At 44.3% G+C, this 22654-nt stretch carries 29 protein-coding genes and 1 pseudogene; 26 read left to right on the forward strand and 4 right to left on the reverse strand.

Going from position 1 to position 22654, the window contains the following annotated elements:
• Nucleotides 1-158: 158 nt before the first annotated feature.
• The 26 genes from V7Z60_RS03550 to V7Z60_RS03675 all read left to right on the forward strand — a co-directional run bounded on the left by V7Z60_RS03550 (nucleotide 159) and on the right by V7Z60_RS03675 (nucleotide 21221).
• Entirely contained in the window at nucleotides 159-890 is a 732-nt protein-coding gene (locus tag V7Z60_RS03550; protein WP_334116382.1) for a hypothetical protein, read from the forward strand.
• A 2-nt stretch (nucleotides 891-892) separates the two neighbouring features.
• Nucleotides 893-2998 carry a DNA polymerase gene (locus tag V7Z60_RS03555; protein WP_334116384.1) on the forward strand — a complete coding sequence of 702 codons (2106 nt, stop codon included), beginning with the start codon at nucleotides 893-895 and terminating at the stop codon, nucleotides 2996-2998.
• Nucleotides 2999-3124: 126 nt separating this feature from the next.
• Nucleotides 3125-3643, forward strand: coding sequence for a hypothetical protein (locus V7Z60_RS03560; RefSeq protein ID WP_334116386.1), 519 nt, complete (start codon nucleotides 3125-3127; stop codon nucleotides 3641-3643).
• 59 nt (nucleotides 3644-3702) lie between these two features.
• Nucleotides 3703-4743 carry a hypothetical protein gene (locus V7Z60_RS03565; RefSeq protein ID WP_334116387.1) on the forward strand — a complete coding sequence of 347 codons (1041 nt, stop codon included), beginning with the start codon at nucleotides 3703-3705 and terminating at the stop codon, nucleotides 4741-4743.
• Nucleotide 4744: 1 nt separating this feature from the next.
• Entirely contained in the window at nucleotides 4745-5017 is a 273-nt protein-coding gene (locus tag V7Z60_RS03570; protein ID WP_334116388.1) for a hypothetical protein, read from the forward strand.
• Nucleotides 5018-5020: 3 nt separating this feature from the next.
• On the forward strand, nucleotides 5021-5797 hold the full coding sequence (locus V7Z60_RS03575; protein WP_334116390.1) for a hypothetical protein: 777 nt from the start codon (nucleotides 5021-5023) through the stop codon (nucleotides 5795-5797).
• Nucleotides 5798-5996: 199 nt separating this feature from the next.
• On the forward strand, nucleotides 5997-6737 hold the full coding sequence (locus tag V7Z60_RS03580) for a hypothetical protein (RefSeq protein WP_334116392.1): 741 nt from the start codon (nucleotides 5997-5999) through the stop codon (nucleotides 6735-6737).
• A 12-nt stretch (nucleotides 6738-6749) separates the two neighbouring features.
• Nucleotides 6750-7520 (forward strand): hypothetical protein, encoded by a 771-nt coding sequence (locus V7Z60_RS03585; protein ID WP_334116394.1) that lies wholly within the window; start codon nucleotides 6750-6752, stop codon nucleotides 7518-7520.
• Between the two features lie 56 nt (nucleotides 7521-7576).
• Nucleotides 7577-8494 (forward strand): GH25 family lysozyme, encoded by a 918-nt coding sequence (locus V7Z60_RS03590; RefSeq protein ID WP_334116395.1) that lies wholly within the window; start codon nucleotides 7577-7579, stop codon nucleotides 8492-8494.
• Nucleotides 8495-8517: 23 nt separating this feature from the next.
• On the forward strand, nucleotides 8518-9141 hold the full coding sequence (locus V7Z60_RS03595) for a hypothetical protein (RefSeq protein WP_334116396.1): 624 nt from the start codon (nucleotides 8518-8520) through the stop codon (nucleotides 9139-9141).
• Between the two features lie 92 nt (nucleotides 9142-9233).
• Nucleotides 9234-9437 carry a hypothetical protein gene (locus V7Z60_RS03600; RefSeq protein ID WP_334116397.1) on the forward strand — a complete coding sequence of 68 codons (204 nt, stop codon included), beginning with the start codon at nucleotides 9234-9236 and terminating at the stop codon, nucleotides 9435-9437.
• Between the two features lie 15 nt (nucleotides 9438-9452).
• Complete coding sequence (locus V7Z60_RS03605) at nucleotides 9453-9809, forward strand: hypothetical protein (protein WP_334116399.1); 357 nt, start codon at nucleotides 9453-9455, stop codon at nucleotides 9807-9809.
• Nucleotides 9810-9823: 14 nt separating this feature from the next.
• Nucleotides 9824-10999: a hypothetical protein gene (locus V7Z60_RS03610; protein WP_334116401.1), complete on the forward strand. Its 1176-nt coding sequence runs from the start codon at nucleotides 9824-9826 to the stop codon at nucleotides 10997-10999.
• Nucleotides 11000-11080: 81 nt separating this feature from the next.
• The gene (locus V7Z60_RS03615; RefSeq protein ID WP_334116402.1) at nucleotides 11081-11623 is read left to right on the forward strand and encodes a hypothetical protein; all 543 of its coding nucleotides are present in this window, start codon (nucleotides 11081-11083) and stop codon (nucleotides 11621-11623) included.
• 14 nt (nucleotides 11624-11637) lie between these two features.
• Entirely contained in the window at nucleotides 11638-13125 is a 1488-nt protein-coding gene (locus tag V7Z60_RS03620; RefSeq protein WP_334116404.1) for a hypothetical protein, read from the forward strand.
• A 47-nt stretch (nucleotides 13126-13172) separates the two neighbouring features.
• Nucleotides 13173-13691 carry a hypothetical protein gene (locus tag V7Z60_RS03625; protein WP_334116406.1) on the forward strand — a complete coding sequence of 173 codons (519 nt, stop codon included), beginning with the start codon at nucleotides 13173-13175 and terminating at the stop codon, nucleotides 13689-13691.
• Between the two features lie 77 nt (nucleotides 13692-13768).
• Nucleotides 13769-14092, forward strand: a complete 324-nt coding sequence (locus V7Z60_RS03630; RefSeq protein WP_334116407.1) for a pyocin knob domain-containing protein — start codon at nucleotides 13769-13771, stop codon at nucleotides 14090-14092.
• Between the two features lie 14 nt (nucleotides 14093-14106).
• Nucleotides 14107-14682, forward strand: a complete 576-nt coding sequence (locus V7Z60_RS03635) for a hypothetical protein (RefSeq protein WP_334116408.1) — start codon at nucleotides 14107-14109, stop codon at nucleotides 14680-14682.
• Nucleotides 14683-14734: 52 nt separating this feature from the next.
• Nucleotides 14735-15751: a phage DNA encapsidation protein gene (locus V7Z60_RS03640; protein WP_334116409.1), complete on the forward strand. Its 1017-nt coding sequence runs from the start codon at nucleotides 14735-14737 to the stop codon at nucleotides 15749-15751.
• Complete coding sequence (locus V7Z60_RS03645; protein WP_334116410.1) at nucleotides 15751-16827, forward strand: phage tail tip lysozyme; 1077 nt, start codon at nucleotides 15751-15753, stop codon at nucleotides 16825-16827. The genes V7Z60_RS03640 and V7Z60_RS03645 overlap by 1 nt, the downstream gene beginning before the upstream one ends.
• Before the next feature lie 12 nt (nucleotides 16828-16839).
• On the forward strand, nucleotides 16840-17403 hold the full coding sequence (locus V7Z60_RS03650) for a hypothetical protein (RefSeq protein ID WP_334116411.1): 564 nt from the start codon (nucleotides 16840-16842) through the stop codon (nucleotides 17401-17403).
• Nucleotides 17400-18110 carry a GH25 family lysozyme gene (locus V7Z60_RS03655; protein ID WP_334116412.1) on the forward strand — a complete coding sequence of 237 codons (711 nt, stop codon included), beginning with the start codon at nucleotides 17400-17402 and terminating at the stop codon, nucleotides 18108-18110. Before V7Z60_RS03650 ends, V7Z60_RS03655 begins: the two co-directional genes overlap by 4 nt.
• 14 nt (nucleotides 18111-18124) lie before the next feature.
• The gene (locus V7Z60_RS03660; RefSeq protein WP_334116414.1) at nucleotides 18125-18346 is read left to right on the forward strand and encodes a hypothetical protein; all 222 of its coding nucleotides are present in this window, start codon (nucleotides 18125-18127) and stop codon (nucleotides 18344-18346) included.
• Nucleotides 18339-18644, forward strand: coding sequence for a hypothetical protein (locus tag V7Z60_RS03665; RefSeq protein WP_334116416.1), 306 nt, complete (start codon nucleotides 18339-18341; stop codon nucleotides 18642-18644). Before V7Z60_RS03660 ends, V7Z60_RS03665 begins: the two co-directional genes overlap by 8 nt.
• Nucleotides 18634-19014, forward strand: coding sequence for a phage holin family protein (locus V7Z60_RS03670; protein WP_334116418.1), 381 nt, complete (start codon nucleotides 18634-18636; stop codon nucleotides 19012-19014). The genes V7Z60_RS03665 and V7Z60_RS03670 overlap by 11 nt, the downstream gene beginning before the upstream one ends.
• Nucleotides 19014-21221 (forward strand): hypothetical protein, encoded by a 2208-nt coding sequence (locus V7Z60_RS03675; RefSeq protein WP_334116419.1) that lies wholly within the window; start codon nucleotides 19014-19016, stop codon nucleotides 21219-21221. Before V7Z60_RS03670 ends, V7Z60_RS03675 begins: the two co-directional genes overlap by 1 nt.
• 137 nt (nucleotides 21222-21358) lie before the next feature.
• Here V7Z60_RS03675 and V7Z60_RS03680 read toward each other — a convergent pair whose 3' ends face one another.
• The 4 genes and pseudogenes from V7Z60_RS03680 to V7Z60_RS03695 all read right to left on the reverse strand — a co-directional run.
• On the reverse strand, nucleotides 21359-21532 hold the full coding sequence (locus tag V7Z60_RS03680) for a hypothetical protein (RefSeq protein WP_334116420.1): 174 nt from the start codon (nucleotides 21530-21532) through the stop codon (nucleotides 21359-21361).
• A 1-nt stretch (nucleotide 21533) separates the two neighbouring features.
• Entirely contained in the window at nucleotides 21534-21695 is a 162-nt protein-coding gene (locus V7Z60_RS03685; RefSeq protein WP_334116422.1) for a hypothetical protein, read from the reverse strand.
• Complete coding sequence (locus tag V7Z60_RS03690; RefSeq protein ID WP_334116424.1) at nucleotides 21682-22260, reverse strand: hypothetical protein; 579 nt, start codon at nucleotides 22258-22260, stop codon at nucleotides 21682-21684. Before V7Z60_RS03690 ends, V7Z60_RS03685 begins: the two co-directional genes overlap by 14 nt.
• 13 nt (nucleotides 22261-22273) lie before the next feature.
• Nucleotides 22274-22654 (reverse strand): annotated as a pseudogene (locus tag V7Z60_RS03695) (hypothetical protein); the annotation flags it as partial.

Below are 22654 nucleotides of genomic sequence, written 5' to 3' on the forward strand. Positions count from 1 at the left end.
TGTTGAGGGAAACAACAACTCAAAACAAGAATTCCCCAAAGAGGGTATAAAAAATAGTTGACAACGGGGCACAGACGGTTGACAGAAAAAGACAAAGCGGTGTATAATATAGATAACAAAAATGGCAAAAGCAAAGAAATTTACAAGGAGGAAGAAAAATGGCAAAAGCAAAAAAATTGACAAAGACTGAGCAATGGATCAAGGGTCAGAATCGACGAGGTTCAAAATTACGTGATTTGTTGCCAACGTTATCACAATATCGAAGAATGACGCCAACAATGCGGCGAAAATATACTAACATTATGCAAAATTGGAAAAGTAATAGTCCCTCACGAAAAGGCAAGGCCTTGGATCAAATGCAAAAATACTTTCACAGTATTCCAGGACGGACAAACATTCAGCAAGTATTAGGTGGACGGATGATTTCAAATCTTGAAAGTCTGTACCAAAACGAGCAGGAAAAATACGCCTATGAAATTGAAGAGGCGCCAGGAAATATTTATCGACAAGGCAAGCCAGGGGCTGGATTTGGATTTATGCGATTAGACAATTTGCAACATGATAAAAAGGGTCATGTTGTGGGAGCAAAAACGGCCAAGTTAGTTGGCAAGTTGGTGATGTTTAGAAAGATGAAACGTAGTGAATTAACGGTTGATAACTACGAGTTACGCGACTATCTAGAAGGGGTTGAATTTTACGATAATGGCGATGAACAAGTAGCGGTAGCACGGTATGGGAACGGTAAAGGTCGGTTTATCGACGTGTACAATAAATCAACGGAATCAACGGAAACGATCGAGCAGGATTTAACACGAAAAGGATACCCACGAGAAAAAATAGATTGGGATAATCCTAAGATGCGACGAGACGATATAACGGGCTGGGGATAAAAATGAGCAAAAGCAAAAAAGCAAATCAAAAGCCATTAATTTTTGTAGCGGATAGTGAGGCGCAAACGGCCTGGAACGATAGCGATCTAAGTGATGAAATTGAGTTAGGTTTGAAAAAGCGGGCTAACGAAATCAAGCACCAATTAATCTATCAGCCAACGGCTAAATTGAAAATTGAGTTAAAGCGGCTGGAAAAAACAATTGTCGCAAAAAGCACTGGTCTATGCAATGAAATGAATACTTATCTGTTAGGGTACTGTGAAATTGGCAATGGGAAGCGAGCATCTAATTGGTACCAAAAACGTGTTAATGAGTATGGGGTTGAAGCGGCGCAAAACCTTTGGGCGGATCATTATGTCAGATATTGGTATAAACCAGACCCAAAAGACGAACCCTGGCAAGCAATGTTAAATGATATGGTGAAAAAGTACCGGGATAAAATTGATGACGGCAAACGGTGGTATGCGGTAATTTATTTTCACAATTTGGATTATGACGCGCAAAACCTACTGCAACATATTGTGGATCAAGATTTTGACGAACCATTCAGTGAGGTTAACGTACTGCATAACGGTAGTTTGTACAGTCTAACATTTATGTATAACGGTTGCCATTTTGAGTTGCGTGATAGCATGAAAATTTACAATCAATCACTGGCAAAACTGGGTGGTAACGTTGGTTGGGCAAAAAAGACGGAAGCCGCGACCTACCGTTGGATTGATTTAGAAACCGAGCAAGACGTAGTACAGCATGAAATATATTATTTTAAGCATGATATCGCGGTATTAGCGGCAGTTATGCGTAGTCACATGGAAAAATTTCCAGGCAAGTTGCGCTTGACGGCCGCGGGATATGCGGAAGCTGATTTAAAAGCGACGGTAAAACAGGATGATGAAAAATATAACACTAACCATTATCGAGCATTATTTGAGGCAAGGTATACAGACGAGCAAGAACGTTATTTGCGCCATGCGTATTTTGGTGGATTTGTATACGCAAACTACAAACTCGTTAATCAAACGGTCAAACGTGGCTTAGTCGGAGATGTTAACTCACTGTACCCTTCCGTAATGTTGAATCGCAATTACCCGAATTGGGATAGCTTGTGTAAATTGACTGAAACGGAATTTAAGCAATTGGATTTGCACGACTACAATACATTTGCGGTCGTGACAATCAAAATAAAAAAGTTGCAATTGAGTACTGACGGGGTGCCGTGCTTTCCAAAAAAGTCAGCGTTTGGTATGTCACGGGAAATTTTTAGTGAACGAGACTTAGCCGACGACGTAGTGATTTTAACGAATTTTGATTTGTACTGGATCATGCGGAACTATAAACTAGAATATGAGTATGTAACGGGTGTGATTGCGCGCAAGGCAATTAATCACCCGTTTACGTCATTCATTTTAAAACATAAGGCCGAGAAGGAACGAGCGGTGCAGGCTGGTAACAAAGTTGATAAAATGATTGCGAAAATCCATTTAAACTCAACATATGGAAAGTTTGCGCAACGAAAGATTACAACGAAAACTGTCTTAATGCGGAATAGTAACGGAACGATTGGGTTTACGGAAGAAGCAGACCCGAACGCAAACCCGACTGAACATAACATTTTAATTGCGGTATTTATTACCGCGTTTGCGCGTGACGTTCTGTTAAGTATGATTGAAATATTAAAACACGAGGACAAAGCAACGTTTTATTACTGCGATACTGATTCAGTGCATTTTGGATATACTGGCGAATTAGATATTATCAAAGATGACGAACGTATTTTCCAGGAGTTGCATATTCCGTTTGACCCGGCCGAGTTTGGCAAATGGAAGCCGGAGCAACACATGACGAAAGCCCGTTATCTCGGTAGCAAGCGCTATTGGGAGGAGGACCCGACGTTAGGTGAAGCAATTATTAAAGGGGCTGGGATCCAAAAAGCCGGTAAGTTGTATTTAGCTAACCTGGGAATTAGTGCATTCGCTTATCGTGAAGATAAAGCATTGATCGTGCCATTTACCGTTTCAAAAAAGGTTCGAAACGGGGTGAAAATCTACAATTCAACGAAATTAATTGAACCAACACCAGCACAACGAAAAATGATAAAAAACCTTTGATTGATAGTTGACAATCAACAGTCAATAGCATATAATATAATTGTAGCAAGGAAGGAAATAAGAAAAAGCCTACCGAGCTAATAGGTTGTAATAGCATAGAATAAATTAATTTAGAGGTAAATTATCATGCCATTAACAGTATATGAAAAGAACGGCGTTAAGGGTGGAATGAACGCAATCGTTACGGGTCGAATTGATTTTAATGTTTTGAACGAACCACGGACGCCAAAGGCCACGAAGTTAGTGCCAGACCCTAAGCCAGAATACGTCGTAGCCTTGACTGACTTTAAGATTCAAGGCGACCTTGAATTGGTTAAAGCACTGCAAGAAACGGCTTACGCCAACGGTCAAAAGATTAGCTTGCGTGATAAAAGCCCCTTCCCACCGGTAGTCTTCGGGGTTGACAACCGTAAGGCTACAGCACCAGAACTGATTGAGTCAGGCAAATGCGTCAAGGCGGGTACACTCGTGCAAGTTCATGTACAAACCTTTGATACACCGCTGAACGTCGGCTGTGGGTTTGACGCGTTGAAGTTTGCAACGACGTTGGAAGAAGTGCCAGTTGTTGATGCCGGCGGAACAGTTAGCGCCAGTGTGTTTGACGCTTTCAATGACAAGCAAACCGAACCGGTTGATTGGGAATAATGAGTGAACCCAAGCGGGCGGGCGTAACGCCTGCCCTTTTTTGATACGGAGGACGAGTAATGCGAATTGATAAAATGGAACGGCGATTATACAAAATACGCCGCAACCGTTCAGGCAAAGATACTGACGAAAATTTGTATGGTGATAACTTTGGTCTAATGGAACAAGACTATTACCGTATTTACAACGATTATTTGACAAATTTAGTTTTAAACTTAATCACCTACGAAAATGCACCCGACACGTTAGACGAGCGGTTTTTGGAATTTAACTTACGTTACTACGGTTTCGCAAGGGTTGGCGGCCTCGATCAAGATAACGTGTTTGTGTTAGGGCAGAACCAAAACGGCGAATATGGGTTGAACGCTTTGGGATCCTTAATTGATCAATCAACGATACCTAACCCCTTTTCCGTTGACGACAAGACTAAAGAACTACCTTACTTAACGCGTATGAATTTTCATGATCATGAAGCGGGGTATGTAACGCTGACTAACAAATATAACTACTACTTGTCAGGTCTGATGAGTACCTTCACGGATATGCAGTTGATCGATCGCGTCAGCAAGTCGTTAGCGAAGATTAAAGCCAGTGAAATGCGTAACGTTGACCTGATGAAACAGCAGTTTATCGGATTAACGAAAAATAAGAACTTGACGGCAAATCAAGTTTACCAGCAGATTCAGGAAGGTCAGTCTTTTATTGGAATTGATGAAGACCTGGGGGACATCACCAGGGTGTTAGACGTAACAGACTTTAACATTCATGACTATCTGGCTTCACTCAAAACAGCCTGGAATAACGAGATTTCAGAGTTGCTGACAATGCTGGGGATTAATACGGTAGGGGTTGACAAGAAGGAACGCTTGGTTTCAATGGAAGCCGAAGCAAACGCGCAACTGACGGAAGCAAGTGCCAACGTGTATTTACAAGCTCGCAATCAGCAACTGGAAATTTTGAATGACGTTTTAGGTACCAAAATTGAAGCAACTTTCAACCAACAAGCATTCCAACAACTAGTCAAATTACAAGACGCCCAAAACGCGGGGCAAATCGATGTTGATATGGACGACGGTCTAAATAATGAGGAGGATCAATAACATGATTAGTAAAGCGGCCTACGAAATGAATAAGTCTTACGCCCAAGCGATCAGCGAGGCGATTAACGATTACTATGACGGCAGTGATTATAAGAACATTTCAGAAATGGTCAAAGCATTTAACGCGGTGGAACCAGACGCGCCAGTGTCGGAAAGTACGTTCCGGACGTGGTTACATCATAAGTCGGTGCCTGACTTGTATTACGTAGTCCGATTGGCCGAATTTATGGATATGGATCTGTATGATTTGATTTACAGCCGAAAGGAAGACTAATAAATGGCTAAATATACGATTGAGTTAGGATCCATGGTTTCGGCTCACGCCCACCTAATGGCAACGCAAGGTGACGACAGGATTCTGAATATCAGCGACGGTAGCGGCTACGAAAAAACTTTTAACATGCCGGAGTTTGTTTGGTTATCGCCCAACGAGGTAATCGAAAAATACGCTAAATCGTTCATTGACCTGCATGTTGGTACAGGGTTACAAGAGAGTATAACCGATAATGAAGAAATGAACGCGGCCATTTACGACCGGTTTTGCCAAACGTTGATTCGCCATTTTTGGGGATATGAAATTGGCCAGGAAAATCCATTATATTTCTTGACGCTGTTGCGGGGCTGTCTTGATATGTATCTACCAATTTGGTATCAAGGTTACCAAAAGTTATTTATCGACAAGGCGCAATGGATCACGAATGTTACCGACGGCACCAGCCTAACGTTCACTAAGTCTGACGCAAACGGCAACAGCAAACAAGCATCAATCGCCGGGAACGCGGACACTCCGCAAAACGAACTTGACTTTAAAATGAATACCGGGGACCCAACTGAAGATTATAATTTTCATTACGCCAGCGACGTCAACGGCGCTAAATCGACGGGCAGTACAACGAATACCGCGAACGGCACGTCGAATACGACGACACATAGCGAGGGCCGGAACGCGATCATCACGGACTTACTTAACAAAATGCTGATGTACACGAACGGTATTTACTTTGATTTGTTTGATAAACTAAAGGGAGACGGATTATTCATGTTTGTAAACTAACTGTGGTATAATAAAGATAACGGATTGAGACTAAGTGAGTACCGACGCGGGTTTCAACGGGTTAAACCGGCCGCGCGATTTGGCTTGAAACGCCGCCCTTTTCTCAATTGGTGCCGGTGGCCACTAGGTATTTACCTAGTGGCCGCTTTTTTGTGTTTTCATGCTATAATGGAGGTAATCGAACAAGGAGGTTATTTTTATGACAGAGGACATTAACGAAATTTTGCACCTTGACCCAAGCGATGTTGCAAAGTTTGAAAAGATTATGAACGAAATTAACGGGTTCATGGAATACCACAAGAATCAAGAAACACCGCCGGCAATTGACGACCTGGATCAGTTTCATAAAACCTGGTTTTATAACAATTGGTCGGTTCGGTTCCGCCGTTTGTCAGCCTTTACCAACCTGGGCGCGCGCGGTGTGATTGCCATTCCAAATACGACTTTTGAAGAGTGGCTATGGTGGTTTCACGAATGGGCCGAAGCTTTGACCGACGATTACAACGAATTTAAGAAAATGGTCTATGAGGCCCTCTTAATGATTCAAAAGCATCTAGAAGCGATTGACAAACTATTACAGAACCACGAGCAACGAATTACCAAGATCGAAAACGACATCAAGGAGATCAAGCAAGAGATCAAACAGCTTGGGGATGAAATTACTAATATTAAAAAAGACATTAGTAATATCCAAAATCAAATCACCAATATTAATCAAAATCTAGGTAAAAATAACGACGCCTTGCAGAAGATTTTGCAATCGTTGAAAAACATTGGAGTATGGAACCAGACCGGCGGTACAATTTTCGAGGGTCAATTCGCACCAGGTATGGGGATTGCTGGTGGGAACATTAATCTGTTTGGTGGCGCGCAAGACGGCGGTTCTTGGATTCGGACCAATAACGGTCAGACGGAAAACGATATTACTGCAGGTATCTAAGGGGGCTGTAGCATGAGTATACTACTAATTAAAGGCCGTTTTGGGTCGTCGGGCGTGTATAGCGCCGTTGAGGAGTATGGGGTGCCGCAATGGTATCGCAACGGCGTTGAAAATAAATCAAATTGGTGGGGTCCCGGTACAGACGTAAATGAAGCGTTCTACTGGTCGCTAGACGGTACTCACGCTTTTATCCAATATGGTAAAAATCTAAGTGGCTGGGCGGGGTGTCGTTTTATCGACGAAGCCCTGACCTGGACTAATGAGCGCCAGAATTCGGACGGGAGTGTCGATTGCGACGTAACCGTCGACGTTGGTCAATACGGCGGGCGTCGGACTGATTACTTTAAAGGTAATGTCCCCGTGGTTCACACCCTAAAAATTGGGGAGCAAGTCGTTGCGACCTATTCTGGTGGGACCGGGGACGGTTTCAACGTGCCCGCCAACCCTAGTCGTATCACAAAGCATTTAACCGTAGCGCCGCAAAGTTATAGTGACAGTATTCAGTTATACATGGATGTTCACTACCCGACGGGTATTTACCCAGACGCACATTTTGAGGCAGGGGTAACCCTTTATAACCCCACGCCGCCGGCTTACATTCCAATGGCGACGCGGAAGAACGGCCAATGGCTAAACTTAAACGATCATAACGGGCACATTCTGATTCGGCACGGGAGCTGGCAAGACCGCAGCAAGGAGTTATTTACTACCCAACGTCATGAAAATCAGGGTCACAACCGGATTCGCCGCGGGGGTAAGTGGCTACAGTTGCCAAAGATGTAACTTGCAATTATTGTCGATCGATAGTAAAATAAAAGTAACGAAAGGAGTTAATACTAATGTTAAAAATGATTGACGTATATTCTGGCTCGCCGCGTAGTTTCGCGACCGATCCTGCATCAGACATTACCATGATTAAGGCCACGCAAGGCACGGGTTACGTCAACCCTTTCTGTAATACTGACTGGGACGCCGCCAAAAACGCGGGCAAACTATTGGGCTTGTATCATTACGCCGGCGGTGGTGACGCGGTTAAAGAAGCTGACTACTTTATTGACAGCATCAAAAATTACGTCGGTCAAGCCGTGTTGGCCCTGGATTGGGAAAGCAATCAAAATGCGGCTTGGGGCGTTAATAACTGGTGCCGCCGGTTCGTCGACCGCGTTCACGAGCTAACGGGCGTTTGGCCACTAATTTACGTTTCGCAGTCAGCGATTGATCAAGTTGCCAATTGCGCCGACACCTGCGGCTTGTGGGTGGCCCGGTATGCTTATAATCAACCGTTAAGCTGGGACTACAAAGGCGGCAATTTCAGTGTTGCGCCATGGAGTACGTTCACAATACATCAGTTCACGGGTACTGATATGGATCGCAACATGGTTAATACTGATCGCGAGGGGTGGTTACGGCTGGCGAAAGGCGACGGCGGAGCGACCGGTGCCTCAGTACCGCAATCAAAGCCAACGCCAACCCAACAATCAAGCCAGGTTCACAACACCTGGAAAGACGAGCTGGGGGATACTTGGCACGCTGAAGACGGTACTTTTACGAGTAACACGCAACTGCATTTACGGTGGGGTGCCCGCCCAAGTGCAAGCACGATTGCAGTTTTGCCAGCGGGCAGCAAGGTTAAGTATGACGCCTGGTCACGTGGTAGTCAGTTTGTTTACATTCGACAGCCCCGTGGCAATGGTCAATTCGGCTACGTCGCGGTTCGTGATGCTAAGACTGGCGAAGCCTACGGCAAGTTTGAATAATGTATAATAGGAGGAAAGCGAAAATGTCAAGAATCATTAGTTACGACGGTGACGAGTTTAAGTGCATTGATTGTGTTCCTGAATGGTCTGTTTATCACGATATTTACGTCGCTAAACACCCTCACGCTGACATGCACGGGCGACTGTATCAAGCTATTAATACCAATTGGAATGGAGAAGGTATTATTAAACATCTGTACGCGTATTCGCAAAACCGCGGGTATTTACGAACTAACCTGCCTGCACGAGTAGCAGATAAGCAGCGTTGTGTGTTAATTCACAGATTAGTATATTTAACATGGTGCAAGCAGCTGCCCCAAGATTATCAAGACTTAGATATAAATCATGTTGACGAAAATAAGCGCAATAATACCTTTTCGAACCTAGAGTTAATCAGGCACAAAGATAACTGTAATTACGGGGCCCGCGGCAAGCGGCAACTTGAAACCATGATCGCAAATGGTAACACGTCACGGGTCGTTGCCTTCGACACTAAGACAATTCAAGAGTATCATTTTGCTACAATTCGCGAATGCGCCAGAACCCTAAACTTAGACCGCCGCGCGATTTACCGGTGTCTAGCCGGGCAGCAACGGCAGCATCACGGTTTTCTCTTCTGCAGAGAAGACGGCCCTGTAACTAAATAACTTTGTTAAAGCGCCTTACGGGGCGCTTTATGTTATAATAGGATCAGAAAGTTAATTTTTAATTTTTCTTTTCTAGAAAGGAGAACTTAACCATGCAACAAAATGTGCAACCTACGACTAACACGGTCGGCAATATTAAAGACACGCGGACCCTCTTCTCTGGCCAGGCGCAAACCCGTCAATATTCCGACACGGAAAAACCGGTTATGTTCAAGAACCGCGATAACAAGCAACTGGGCCAAAACTGGGACGATCCTAAAATCGCCGGGATTCTGGCCCAAGACAATCAGAACTAAAGGAGGGGTTTAAAAATGGCAATTAACACTGAACTACTCGACGCCCTGGGTGATAGCACGCTCGTGCAGGCAATTGGCGCTTTGTACGACCTTGGCGAAGATGCGACGCCACTATTGGCGGATCATCTGGAACAAATGACCGACGTGCAAGACCGGGCGACGGCTTTGCTGGGAGCGACGAAAGACCTTTACACTGCTTACAAGGAACAAGCTGAGCAGCTACAGGCCCAAAAAGATGCGAATGTTAAACTAATGTATGACGCAACGCAACGCGGGCTGAAGACGGATAACGCAATCAAACGTGAAGAAAAAGCCCAAAACGACCAGTTTGATAACGAACTGGCTAACATTGAACTTAGCACTGAAGACTAAGGAGGACTAACGACATGCCACAATCAAAACTTGCTAAGGCCACGACGGAAGCACTGGGCCACCAGGTTACCGACGATCAAATTTTTAAAAACGCCCTCGATTCCATGGGGCCAGAAAATAACTTGCCAGGCTACCACGCTGGCGATAATTTTGTGCCATATGGCCAATCATTCTTGAACAACCCAGAAACTTATTTTGATTACTTGAACACGATTGCCGTCAAGTACGGTCTGGTATTCATCAAGCAGTCACTGGCGCAAAACCCACTGTATAACTTTAAACGCGGTCAGATTCCTTACGGTGGGAAGATTGAAAGTGTCGTATTTGATACGATTTCACCAAAGGTTTACCGGCCGGATAAGATTACCGGTTCCGAAAGCCCCTTTGCGCAAAACTTTGGCCGCGTCGTTGGTAAGACTTATACACAATGGTTTGACATTGAAAGTTCAAACACGATCGTTGACACGCAGGACACCATGTTTTTCCAAAACCTGCAGCAATTCCACGACTTTGTTTACGGTAAGGTTGCACAACTGGTTAACGGTGCTGTGCTGGACGAATTCTACCACACAAAGCTCACGTTGAGTAAATCACTGGCTGACGGTATGATTGCTAAGACGACGGTTGATAACGTCAAGGAACTGCAAAAGCAGATTCTGTACTACGCTCGCCGCTTCCAATACTTTAGTCGCGACAACAATTCAATGGGAATCAACCAGGCGACCCACGTTTCCGACATTGAAGTGCTGGTGCCATTGAAGACGTCGATTGACATCGATGTTGACTTTGTAGCCAATGCCTTCAACCCTGAGCTGTTCAAGGCAACGCAAGTTCACTTTACCGAAGTTGACGCTTTCCCAGACGTGTGGACGTACTCTGCTGATCACGTTGTTACGAGCGATGATATCGACAAGGGTTACGTTGACGGCCGTGTTCACCCGGTAGGTTCGACGATTAAGAAGGGTTCGATTGCGACTGCTAACGCCACGGACGCGGAACAAAAGTTGGTTGGTGATAAGGTTGGGGCCATTGTGCTTGACCGCGACGCTCTGCAACTCTGGGACGCTCTGCCGTTGACCCTTTCCACGATCAACAACCCCAAGAAGCGTTACACCAACATCTTCCTGAATCAAAAGACGGCCTTGATGTTCGTGCAAGCGCTGAACAGTCGTGCTATCATGTTGAAGTAAAACGACCGAAACAATGTTATAATAAAAGGGTAGGAAATAATTCCTGCCCTTTTTTAGTACTAATTTAAGGAGGTTCTTATTATGCGAACGACACGAGCCGGTTTTACCGACGAAGATTTTTACGGGTCAAATGACACCGATGTGGTACACTTTCGTTATCTGCATAAACTCTTGCGGCAAGTCCCAACCATGACGCTTTCCGACGTTAGCGACGGCAAGTTTACCCAATACGTTGACCATGAAGCAACCGCGTCAAAGTACGGTTCAAATACTTATAAGACCACGGTGACAACAATGGATGATGCTCACGCGGTTAGCGACCACGCGTTTAACCCGTTCATTGACGACCAGCTAGATAAGCATTACCAAGACGTTGTTAAGCCGCAAATTGATCGACTTGATAAACTGATCGCCGATTTAACTACGGTCGTTGAGCAACAAGGCAAATCAATTACTGCTATGCAAAATACCGTTCACGATCAGGGCGAAGCAATTACGACTTTGCAAAGTACCGTTCACGATCAGGGCGAAGCAATTACGACTTTGCAGGCACAGTACAGTGAACAAACCAAGCAATTGTCCGCCCTGGAAGAACGCTTGGCCGCCCTGGAACAACCTAAATAAGGAGGTTTTATTTTATGCGTATTGATGATAAACGATTCTACCCAGCCAACTGGCAAGACTTTATTCATAAAGGGGCAATCACCGAACTGTTTAAGGCCGTTCCCGAAATCAACATTCCAGACTTGAACGCCAGCACGATTGATAAAGTTGAGTATCAAAAAGACGCAAATGGCGAGTATCGCATGCTGGTTGACTATACCGACCAAGACGGCGTTAGCCATAACACAGTCTTAAACCCAGCGATTACCCAACGGGTGATTGCCCTGGCTAACCAAGAGGTCGTCAAGCATTTTCTGTACAACCAAAATGGCCAGGACATCAACATTCAGACCATGCAATTCATTGATGATAAGTTGCGTTTGCAACTGGTCGACGGCCAGGCAATCGAACTGGACTTGAAACCGCTGGTCCCACGAATCAATGTCATTGGTCCCGACGGCGAAATTCTGCAAAAGGATCTTAATTACCAGGTGTCCGACGATTCGATCATCTTTGTTGACCTGCACGGCAACGAAACCAAGCTCGATTTTAAGAAGTTGGTCCACGTCGACGCCTACCAGCAAGATCAACAACAGATCGCGCAAAAGTTTACTGACTATGATAACAAAAAGCTCGACAAAGACGAATTCGACCAGTTCAACCTCACCAACCAGTCAGCTCTGGATAAAAAGGAAGACAAAACCGATCACGCCCAAGACGTTGAACGCCTGCAAGGTGAAATTGAAACAAAGGCTGAAAAGGGCTACGTTGACGACCAGTTTAAGTTATACACCAAGTTAGTTGACTTTAATGCTAACAAGGAAACGATTTTAGCAACACTTGAAACTAAAGCCGACAAGACTAAAATGGCCGCCGAATTGGACAACAAGGAAGACAAGACCTCCCACGCCCAAGACGTTGCCGACTTGCAACAACAAATCAATGACCGCACGACCCACGCGGAAACCGACGCGGCGTTAACTAAGACCGTCAAGCAAATCAAAGACTGGGCCGAACCGATTCATGCTGACTTACAACAGGCCTTAGGCACGAAAGTTAACACGGTGCTGTTTGAAGACCTTAAAAAACGGGTCGAAGACATTAATTCGTTGAAAGTAAGCAAGGCCGATTATGAACGGGACAAGGCCGGATTTGCCACGATCGAACAACTGGGCGACTACGTGACCCTCCATTACTTGTCGCAAAATCACTACACTAAAGCAGAGGTTGACGCCCTGCTAGCAATGAAGGTTGGTCAGGCCGCTTTGGCTGACTTGCAAAAATTGCTTCAAGAACAAATTGACCAAAAGGCTAACGCCAGTGACGTGCTTGCTGATCATTACACCAAGCAAGAGGTTGACGCGTTGCTTAAGACCGCGCAAACAACTAATAACCAGGTGTTCATGCCTTACGTGACCGAAGACGGTAATTGGCACGTCAAGTTGGTTCAAATCGATTCAGCAGGTAACGTGACCGACGTCGTTAAACCTAACGATTCTTCAACGAACGTCAAGGAATCGTAACAGTGTGGTATAATAGATTTGAAATAAAAGTTTAGGAGGATTTTCTAATGACATTACAATTAGATATTGATTTAGGCGTTAAGGCCCAGGGTCCTCAGGGGGAACGCGGCGAGCAAGGGATTCAGGGGGTTCCGGGCAAAGGATTCTCGATTGCCAAGACTTACGCCAGCGTTTCCGAGATGCAAGCCGATATTGCTTCGCTGGCCGAAGGTGATTTTGTTATGATTGCGTCAAATGTAGCTGACCCAGATAACGCTAAACTTTACACTAAGCAAGGCGACGCAATGAAAGAAATTGCCGATCTTTCCGGTGCCCAAGGTATTCAAGGCCCACAAGGCCCACAAGGTGTCAAAGGTGACACCGGCGAACAAGGTCCACAAGGTCCCCAAGGTGTCAAAGGTGACACCGGCGAACAAGGTCCACAAGGTCCCCAAGGTGTCAAAGGTGACACCGGCGAACAAGGTCCACAAGGTGAAGCCGGTAAGATTTACAAGCCTTACGTAACCGAAGACGGCGACCTGCACGCTAAATTAATTAATCCAGACGGCACTGACGCCACTGAATAACGCAACGTTTTTTAAAGCGTCGCTTAACTAACTAATTGTTAGCGGCGACGCTTTTCTTTTAAGGAGGTCTAACACTCATGACACTACCATTAAATTTATCTTTATTTACGCACGTTCTAAACAGCAAAACCGTAACGGGCGACCTGAACGAACTCACGACAAGCGGTTTTTACTACGTGCAACAACCGACTAACTCACCCACTACCACGTGGGTCCACGTGATCGTTAACGCTAGTGACGACAAAAAACACATAATTCAATTGGTCTTGCCCGACAACGGCAGTGAAGGGCTGTATTATCGCGACCGAACTAGCGGTAGTTGGTCCTCATGGAACCAGCTGGCGACTATGGATCAAGTAACTAACGAGCTGACCCGCTTGTTAACCACGGTTGAATTTTAAGGAGGCGTTTTATCATGACTGAAAATCCAATTGTAAAAATGGCTGAGGACATTCGTGACAAAGTCGGGACGACGAATAAATTTACCCTTCCAGAAATTGCGTTACTTATGTCACTATCGACCAACTTTCCCGAATTTTTCCCGAGCGCTACCGTTATCAAAAACGGTGCCAGCCAAAGCCTTAACACCACGATTGGCGTAAATGGCGGCGATACCATTGAATATACTTTCAGTTATACAGTAAGTCATGAATCACTACTACGTAAACTGGTCATCAGCAACGCAAAACTATCATTTTCACTGCCAGTCATTAAGTATACAGATAGCGATTGGTCGACTAAGACCACATCACAAACGATTCATATCTTACGCAAAGACGGTAGCAACCTGGTCGATCCAATTAGCATTGAAGCTGGCAGTGCTCAATACCAATATACGGGCTTATATGTCAATCGACAACTCACGACGTCAATTGTCGACTATTTGATCACTACCCAGCCAATTATTGTAAAGTATGATAACGTCGGAACTCATGATAATTTAAAAATGCTTACTACTGCTACCTTAAATCTTTGGGTTTACCAAAACTAGAAAGCGGCCGGGCCGTTCTGGCCTGGCTTTTTAATATAAGGAGGCGTTTTGCATGAAACAGAAAAAATATATTGACGTTTCCCAGTTCCAGCAACCCGAATACCCGGTGACCTTTGTTATTGGGGCGCGTGGCGTTGGTAAGACGATCAGCTCGTTATCACAGAAACTAAAAACCAACTGGAACAACCACACCATGTTCATCTACCTACGGCGATACCAAAGCGAAATCGAAACTGCCAGTTTTAACTTGGCGTTGTTATCAAAACTGGTTGGTCATACCGTCACGCGTGACTGGGCCACTGATAAAAATGGTAAAAAAGTTGATTGCCTGCTCGTTGACGGTACGGTCGTCTGCTACTTGTTGGCATTGTCGACAGCGGCCAAGTATAAATCGAATGATTACTCTGATGTCACCGAAATTATTTACGATGAATTTATCGACCCGCGCGGCCGCGAACTTAAAAATGAAACGAAACTCTTCTTGAATTTCGCCATGACGGTGTTTCGTGATTTTACCAAGTATCACGCCCTTTTCTTGGCTAACGCTACTAACCTGTACAACTGTTACTTTTTAGATTTCATGATTATGCCTAAGCATAAAATTACTAAGTTTTCAAAACTAGGAATTAAAATCGTTATGTATCAGACGTCAGATGCCCTGAATTCTGAACACTATAACAGTATCTTAGGTAAACAGGTTCTACGCCTGGAAGGTGAAGATTCTTCGAGTTTAGCAAACCGGTTTGACAACGCCTTTGATGATTTCATTTCTAGCCTTGACAAATATGCTAAGTATCAAATGACAATTCGACTCGGCGGCGTAGCATACGGTATTTATACCGATCTTGATTTCATTATCATCTCAACCAAGGTCGATTCATCATATCCTGACAAATACGCCATGACCTACGACGACGCGTCAAACGACGTACCCATGATCGACCCAATGCAAACGAATAGCTTCATTGCGGCGTTCAAACGAGGGCAGTTGCGATTTACCGACGTCAAAAGCCGGTCAAAATGGATTAAATTCTTCAAGCACCCGCGGATTACAGGAGGAGATTTATAATGTCAACAATGATCGAACGCAAAAACTACGCCGCGCAGTGTCTACTGGCGCGCGGCTTAAACAAGACGACCATTATTGCGATTCTTTGTAACGGTTATCACGAAAGTGGCGGATCCTTTTCCCCAACGCAACAACAAATTGGTGGTAGCGCCTTTGGGATTTGGCAATGGGATCGCAACCTACGCCAAGGTGAAATTATCAGCTACGCGCGCAGTCATTCGGAAAAAGATGCTATTAAATGGCAATGTAACTTTCTCGTCGACAACCGGCCTAACCAATGGATCGCTCACGCCGGTATTTCTTGGAACGACTTTTTGCATAACACGGGTAACCGTGACTGGAAATGGCTGACATGGGCGTTTTGTGTTTCCTGGGAACGCCCTGGGGTCCCACTGATGCAAAGCCGGTACAACGCTTACAACAAAGTTATGCCAATCGACTGGGGTAATGGTGGCGGTGGTGGTGGGTCGAATATTGGCGGCGACACCAAACCTTCGACGACAACAAAAAAATACCCGACAATGAGTCAATGTATGTCGCTCTACGACAAAATGCACCCACATAATAATAATCCGGAAAATCCGGACAACAATAAACCTAACCCCGGTGGCGGTGGCGCCGTTGGTGGTTTTGATAACACACCCTGCCTGGCTTACTATAACACACACCACGGTCATCTATATTACTCAATGCCGGGCCGGGCCGGTGTGTATTCAGGTCGTAGCGCTGACTGTTCGAGTTTTGTCAGTTATATGCTACACCTGGGTTATCACGACAACAACACGATCTTATACACAACTGAAACCTTACACGATCGCTTAAAAGGACTTGGGTACCAATGTATTGAGCAGGGCGCCAATCGCGTTGCGCACCACCCGTTTAAGACGGGCGACGTCATTATCCTCGGACGCCGCGGTTCAAGTAGTGGCGCGGGTGGCCATACCGGGATTTGCCTGGAAAGCCCTAAAATTTACGATTGTAACTATACGAGCAATGGCCTTAAAATTTACGCTTCCGGCCAAGCGTTCCTTAATTGGAACTACGCCACAAATTACTGGTATCACTATACGAAGTAAGGAGATGTTAACATGTCTGAAATTCCATACATTGCAATTGACGATTACGTTAGCGACTTGAAAGTGAGCGACGACGCCGTTTTTACTGGAACCGGCGCACTGGTCGTACCGTTTACCATGATCGATATTTCCAGTGAATCTCACTTTTCACATTTAAAACCTAACGAACACGCCTTTGTTTCATGGTTGCCACTATACGACGACTATTACTGGCTATTTCAATGCCAAGGCGACCTCGTTTTTGATAAAGAGGAGGCTTACCCAGGGTGTATTAATTTGTATGGCCAAGGCCAGACTTTAACGACCACTGGTCCGTTTAGTTTCTTCTATTCAACCGTTAAAAAGCCGTTTCGCGTTGATAAGATCTCAATGACCCGTCATGCTTGGCCCTTCACATATGCCTCACGGCAAGCTCGGACCGGCGATATTAATCACCACGTCAATATTCTTGATATGCGCGATCAAGACGGGTTGGTGGCCATTGATGACCAGTTTGGTCAATACATGGACGACGTACAAACTGACGACTTGATTCGCTTGAACCTGGGTGAAATGTTGGGAGTTGACGGCTTATGACCAAAAACCTATTTGCTGATGTTTCCAGTCACCAACCCGAAACCCTTCGCTACTTTCAACAATTAAAAAATGCTGGGTGTAAGGGCGTTGTGGTAAAATTAACAGAGGGGTCCAACTACACGAACCCCAAGGCTAAAAACCAGATTGCACATACTAAGTCATTAGGCTTGAAAGTTTCCGCCTACCATTTCGGCCGCTTTACATCAGTATCAGGCGCTCAAGCGGAAGGCAACTACTTTTTGAACAGCTTAAAAACTCACGGCGTTGGTACTGATGCCGTTGTGATCAATGACTTTGAAACAACTCCTGCCAGCGCCGCGGCGCTGAACGCGTTCTATACGCCGTTAGAAGCGGCCGGGTACAAAAATGTTTGCGTTTACTCAATGCGATCGTGGTTTACCGCCGGCTATTTTAACGGTGTCAGGGGCCTGAAGTGGGTGGCGGAATACGGCCGTTCCAACTGTTCAGTCAACTGCGACGCCTGGCAATATACGTCAACGGCTATGATTGAGGGTGTTGCAACTGACATGTCGTGGGATTACAACGGGTTATTCACCAGTGCCGCCGGTTCTGGAGGAAATTCACAAAGCAATAGTGATCGCGAAAACAATAACCAAAAGAACCAATCTGACGCTACGAAACTATCATATTGCTATAGCCTGCAGAATTTGATTTTGTCGCCATTGTACGACAAATGGTTACATTAAAGGAGGGTTTAACTTTGCTTACTTTAATTCGGCAATCAACTGGCCAACCGCTTTTTAGTTCTAATTCTATCTATGGTATTTTGGATCTGTTGCTGATAAATTGGGCTAATGATCAGGGGTTTCGACTTAGTTTCGATCAATCCACTGGTACGATTACCGTTAACGGTGTTATCTACTTGCTTGAATGGCACGACTTAACCGGTAACCAACGAGGGGAGGTGATTATTGATGAATGAAATTAATTACTTTATTCTTGATGTTGACCATAATATCATTGATTCGGGTCTGGAAATGGTTTACACCCTGCATCATTTTATTCGTGGACAACAATTTGCTAGTCTTGGTATCGAACCCGCCGAAGCTGATTACGAGTTAGAAATTCCTGCTACTGGCGCAACTGATACCGAAAACGCCATGATCGCTTACCCGGTACATCAACTTAAAAAGATTTATGTTGATGAAACCGCCTATTATCTAGCTTGCTACACACTCGACCCCGGTTCCGATAAGGAGGTTTCCGAAAATGTCAATTGACCAATTCAGTAAATTTGCTGGTAATGGACTAGACCAGACTAATATTCTGATTACCTTTGCGCTACTTGATACGATCTTAGGTATCTCGTTGCACTTGCTCAATAAGCAACCGTTAATCTCAAACAAGTTCTTGTCAGGGCTTACCCGTAACTTTGTCCCCGCCTTCCTGCCGGCGTTGCTACAGTTTCTTGAAAACGCTCAACCGTCAACCCCGCCTAGTTACGGGTACGCTGAATTCTTTATCTTTGTCTGCGCTGGATATTTTTTACTTCAAAGTATCTTATCCAATCTTAACGGCTTGGGTACCCCACTGCCTACCTGGCTGACAAAATGGCTCACGAATGAATTAAAGGAAAAGGGGCTTAAATAATGACTAGACAACTTTCCACCATTACTTTATATGCCACCGTGCCGTTTGACGACACATATAAGCACGTTGTTAACTGGCAGTCCCAAGACCAACTAGACGAATTTCTTAATGGCTACCCTCATATCACCGAACAAACATCGTATCAAAATTTAAACAAACCAATTCGGTGGGATACCATGAAAACCTACGACCTGCACAGTCCACGCGGTGACGACCCTCACTTAACCGCCACCCTTAACGCGTTGACCTCGTTTAATTACGTTAAAATTCACGACGTGGACCACAACGGCAACTGGCGCGACTATTACGCCTTTATCACTAATCTCGAGTATTATAACGACGGCTGTACCTTTATTTATTTTAGTATTGACAACTGGAACACTTATAAATTTAACGTAAACTGGAATGGTAGCCATGCCATGGTTCAGCGCGGGTTTGTTAAAGAAGATAACGCTGATTCCTCTGATTTTTCTAACACGTTCAAAAAGGTTATGTGTAACCCCGATGAAATTGGTGGCGACGGCTGTGGTTTCCTACGCGAAAGCGATTATGTCGCGTTTCACCCTAAAACCGGTGACAATAATACCTTCTATACTGACCAACATGTTAAATTCGTGCTATTCACTGCTCAACCCAAAGATGCGGCCACTGAATATGGAACGTACCTTGCATTATATAGCCAGTACCTTTACTACTTTATTGCCTACAACCCGCAAAACATGCAACTCTATAATGTTCAGGTTAAAGGTCAAACCATTTCTGCGCACCATGACACAACCGTTAAACAAGCCTATCAAACGTTAAGCAAAAGTAAAGAGTTTGCTGGTTCTGATAGCCTGGTCGTTGATAGCGAAATTTACAACTACTTAGGAATACCGTTCACGGTTAATGATGACACCATTAATTTTACTGACGGTAATGTTGCACTTCATGAAAAATCAACGTATTTAGTTCAATTGGATTCAAACGGCACCGTATTCGCACCTGAAACTGGACATTGTATCTTTTCTAATGGTAACAAACTGAATGCTAACGGCTCTGTTTTTAAGCGCTTAGTTACATTCTATCGAAACACATATGGTAGCTTGGTTCCACTTAAACTTATGGGCGAGCCTTTTTCCAAGTTTTTCTTAACTGACGGAAAGGGCACTAATTTGAGTCTTGACCTGCTCAAATTTACCAACCTGGCAGTCGACGGTATCACTATTAAGCGTTTTGGCTCAATTAGTGAAAATGGACAAGAAACCTATTCAGTTAACCATTATAACCGTAGCTCAACCGCCGATCAAAACCAGTATGTTACCTACGAAAACGCCCTTGCTATCGATAACGCCGCCCGCGACGTCCCAATCATACTCGATAACTACACCATGTACCTGAATGCTAACCGTAACCAGCTAGCTAACGTTCGCGCTAACGCGAAAATGAATGAACGTCTGGCTAAACAAGGAAATTTGATTTCCCTACAGAATACCAACCGCTCCCTGGCGACGTCACAAAACGTTAATGCCTATGAAAATGCCCGCAGTATGGGTATGGCTAAATTTGACGCCGCTACCGGGGTAATTGGCGGCGCCGCTTCCGGCCTCATGCACGGTGGGTTGGTTGGCGGGTTGCTTGGCGGGGTTGGAGGTGCCATTCGTGGCGGTATCAACATGTATAAAACGGGCTACGCGAATGACACCTCTGCAACGGCCCTAGCAATGAATAACGCTACCCAGGCACAAAACGCCCGCGCTAACTACGCTTTCCAAAATGCCGTGGCAACGAATAATTACGAACAAACAATCCGGTCCCAAAACGCCTTGCTTGCTGATGTTCGCAACCATAACGATCAAATTGCGCACCAGGGTAGCAATTACCTGGTTTCGTTCCAAGAAGGCAATTTTGGAATGCACTACCAGCTTTTTACATGCCAGGATTCCGTTATGAAAAACGCCATGCTATACTTTACCCTGTTTGGCTACGAGGTTAACCAATACGGCCCGATTGAACCATGGTTCCACGTCAAGAATACGTTCAACTACGTCAGAACCTCGAATTGTTTCTTATCCGGGTACCTGCCAACGTCAGCTACTAATACATTGGAAACCATGTTTGATAACGGGGTTACATTGTGGTCAACTGATGCTGAATCACTTAATCGTTTCGTCATTCGTGATCAAAAGTCAGATAACTTATTCAGTGCTAATAACCCGTTTGACTAACTTGAAAAATTTTGATAACTCTGCTACAATAAAGTAAGGTCAAGAATGCCTCACCTTGACCGGCTTTGATTTACACCATTTTTGCTTTACCTTCCTGTAAAATAAAAACCGCTAGATTCCTACTAGCGGCTTTTTTGTTATTTGTGATATTCTTCAATTGCCGTTCCCAACGCTAATAACATCAACGCGCTTATCCACCCAAGTACGATCGCTAAAGACCCCTGTGCAAAGTTTATCAACATTGCCCAACCAATACCGCCAACCGTTACTAGCAATGCCCCAATTGCTAAATAATATAATACATTTGTCATTTTATTTGTTATCCTTTCTAGTCATGTCTAACGCCATTTGCAACCCAAATATTACAATCCAGATTACTGCAATCCAATTTGCTTTGATAAAATGATTGGTCATATACAAGTAGACAAATCCACCACTTAGCACCGACCATACAATTGCTTTAATTGTTGCCATAGTTTCCACACCCTTTATAGTTATTAGCGTTTCCTGCCGATTGATTATTTTCAGCTACCGTCGTTTGACTGCTGTAACTTTCGGCTGTATCTGATGATGATTTCGTTGTATTTGGTACATTATAACTATCATTATCGTTAGTATTATATTCTGGTTCCGAATCGTCAGAGTAAAATTCACCCGTGTAATGATCATTATCTAAGGGGTCATTTTCTGGTTGTGGGTTAAGGTGATGTTTTTTATAATATTCGGCTTCCGCTGGCGTCAACCCGTTCTCGTCAACTGTCTTTTTTTCTTTGCTATTAGTTTCGTCAGCCGGTGTCTTAATTGTAACACTAATTTTTGTATCTCTACCTTTATCTTTTTTCACCTCTGCTTTTTTATGCTTTTTTGACCTACTGCTTGTTATTTGTGTTGTTCTATTTTCACCAGTTACAACTGGCTTTGATTGTTTTTGACAGAAGGTTACTACTATGCCTGCTAAAAACGTTATTGCGAGAATAATTATTATTTTCAGGATTTTTAACCCTTTGGCCCTTTTTGCCATATGTTTGCTACGCCTCATTTTTATCTACCCCTTAATCGATTACCCCTTTTCGCAATTCTTCATTCTCTTCCTGCAACCGATCATTTTCCTCTTCTAACCGATAGACATCTTCTTCTAATTCGTCATTATCATATTCTAATCGTTCAACTTCATCTTCTAAATACCCGTTCCGTTCTTCTAAATCTTCGTTTTCAGATTCGAGCATTCCGATCGCATTACCGGCGTTGCTAAATTGGTATGTAATTTCATCAACCAATTTTTGTTGCTTGCTTTCATCTATTCCTAATTCATTCGTGATAACCTGATACAATTCTTCCACGTTTTCTGCAATATAGCTGATTTCGTATAAATCTCCTCGTACAATCATTTTTTTTCTTCCTCCTTGTAAATTTCTTTGCTTTTGCCATTTTTG

The sequence above is a fragment of the Ligilactobacillus sp. genome (assembly GCF_036846325.1).
GTDB lineage: Bacteria > Bacillota > Bacilli > Lactobacillales > Lactobacillaceae > Ligilactobacillus.

Bases quoted from the DNA above. Each gene is read 5' to 3' on its own strand.
- V7Z60_RS03640 (WP_334116409.1), top strand. From the start codon at position 14,735: ATGAAACAGAAAAAATATATTGACGTTTCCCAGTTCCAGCAACCCGAA.
- V7Z60_RS03605 (WP_334116399.1), top strand. From the start codon at position 9,453: ATGGCAATTAACACTGAACTACTCGACGCCCTGGGTGATAGCACGCTC.
- V7Z60_RS03685 (WP_334116422.1), bottom strand. From the start codon at position 21,695: ATGGCAACAATTAAAGCAATTGTATGGTCGGTGCTAAGTGGTGGATTT.
- V7Z60_RS03600 (WP_334116397.1), top strand. From the start codon at position 9,234: ATGCAACAAAATGTGCAACCTACGACTAACACGGTCGGCAATATTAAA.
- V7Z60_RS03550 (WP_334116382.1), top strand. From the start codon at position 159: ATGGCAAAAGCAAAAAAATTGACAAAGACTGAGCAATGGATCAAGGGT.
- V7Z60_RS03555 (WP_334116384.1), top strand. From the start codon at position 893: ATGAGCAAAAGCAAAAAAGCAAATCAAAAGCCATTAATTTTTGTAGCG.
- V7Z60_RS03575 (WP_334116390.1), top strand. From the start codon at position 5,021: ATGGCTAAATATACGATTGAGTTAGGATCCATGGTTTCGGCTCACGCC.
- V7Z60_RS03570 (WP_334116388.1), top strand. From the start codon at position 4,745: ATGATTAGTAAAGCGGCCTACGAAATGAATAAGTCTTACGCCCAAGCG.
- V7Z60_RS03590 (WP_334116395.1), top strand. From the start codon at position 7,577: ATGTTAAAAATGATTGACGTATATTCTGGCTCGCCGCGTAGTTTCGCG.
- V7Z60_RS03690 (WP_334116424.1), bottom strand. From the start codon at position 22,260: ATGAGGCGTAGCAAACATATGGCAAAAAGGGCCAAAGGGTTAAAAATC.
- V7Z60_RS03635 (WP_334116408.1), top strand. From the start codon at position 14,107: ATGACTGAAAATCCAATTGTAAAAATGGCTGAGGACATTCGTGACAAA.
- V7Z60_RS03670 (WP_334116418.1), top strand. From the start codon at position 18,634: ATGTCAATTGACCAATTCAGTAAATTTGCTGGTAATGGACTAGACCAG.
- V7Z60_RS03630 (WP_334116407.1), top strand. From the start codon at position 13,769: ATGACACTACCATTAAATTTATCTTTATTTACGCACGTTCTAAACAGC.
- V7Z60_RS03680 (WP_334116420.1), bottom strand. From the start codon at position 21,532: ATGACAAATGTATTATATTATTTAGCAATTGGGGCATTGCTAGTAACG.
- V7Z60_RS03675 (WP_334116419.1), top strand. From the start codon at position 19,014: ATGACTAGACAACTTTCCACCATTACTTTATATGCCACCGTGCCGTTT.
- V7Z60_RS03620 (WP_334116404.1), top strand. From the start codon at position 11,638: ATGCGTATTGATGATAAACGATTCTACCCAGCCAACTGGCAAGACTTT.
- V7Z60_RS03560 (WP_334116386.1), top strand. From the start codon at position 3,125: ATGCCATTAACAGTATATGAAAAGAACGGCGTTAAGGGTGGAATGAAC.
- V7Z60_RS03665 (WP_334116416.1), top strand. From the start codon at position 18,339: ATGAATGAAATTAATTACTTTATTCTTGATGTTGACCATAATATCATT.
- V7Z60_RS03650 (WP_334116411.1), top strand. From the start codon at position 16,840: ATGTCTGAAATTCCATACATTGCAATTGACGATTACGTTAGCGACTTG.
- V7Z60_RS03580 (WP_334116392.1), top strand. From the start codon at position 5,997: ATGACAGAGGACATTAACGAAATTTTGCACCTTGACCCAAGCGATGTT.
- V7Z60_RS03595 (WP_334116396.1), top strand. From the start codon at position 8,518: ATGTCAAGAATCATTAGTTACGACGGTGACGAGTTTAAGTGCATTGAT.
- V7Z60_RS03655 (WP_334116412.1), top strand. From the start codon at position 17,400: ATGACCAAAAACCTATTTGCTGATGTTTCCAGTCACCAACCCGAAACC.
- V7Z60_RS03565 (WP_334116387.1), top strand. From the start codon at position 3,703: ATGCGAATTGATAAAATGGAACGGCGATTATACAAAATACGCCGCAAC.
- V7Z60_RS03615 (WP_334116402.1), top strand. From the start codon at position 11,081: ATGCGAACGACACGAGCCGGTTTTACCGACGAAGATTTTTACGGGTCA.
- V7Z60_RS03585 (WP_334116394.1), top strand. From the start codon at position 6,750: ATGAGTATACTACTAATTAAAGGCCGTTTTGGGTCGTCGGGCGTGTAT.
- V7Z60_RS03625 (WP_334116406.1), top strand. From the start codon at position 13,173: ATGACATTACAATTAGATATTGATTTAGGCGTTAAGGCCCAGGGTCCT.
- V7Z60_RS03610 (WP_334116401.1), top strand. From the start codon at position 9,824: ATGCCACAATCAAAACTTGCTAAGGCCACGACGGAAGCACTGGGCCAC.
- V7Z60_RS03645 (WP_334116410.1), top strand. From the start codon at position 15,751: ATGTCAACAATGATCGAACGCAAAAACTACGCCGCGCAGTGTCTACTG.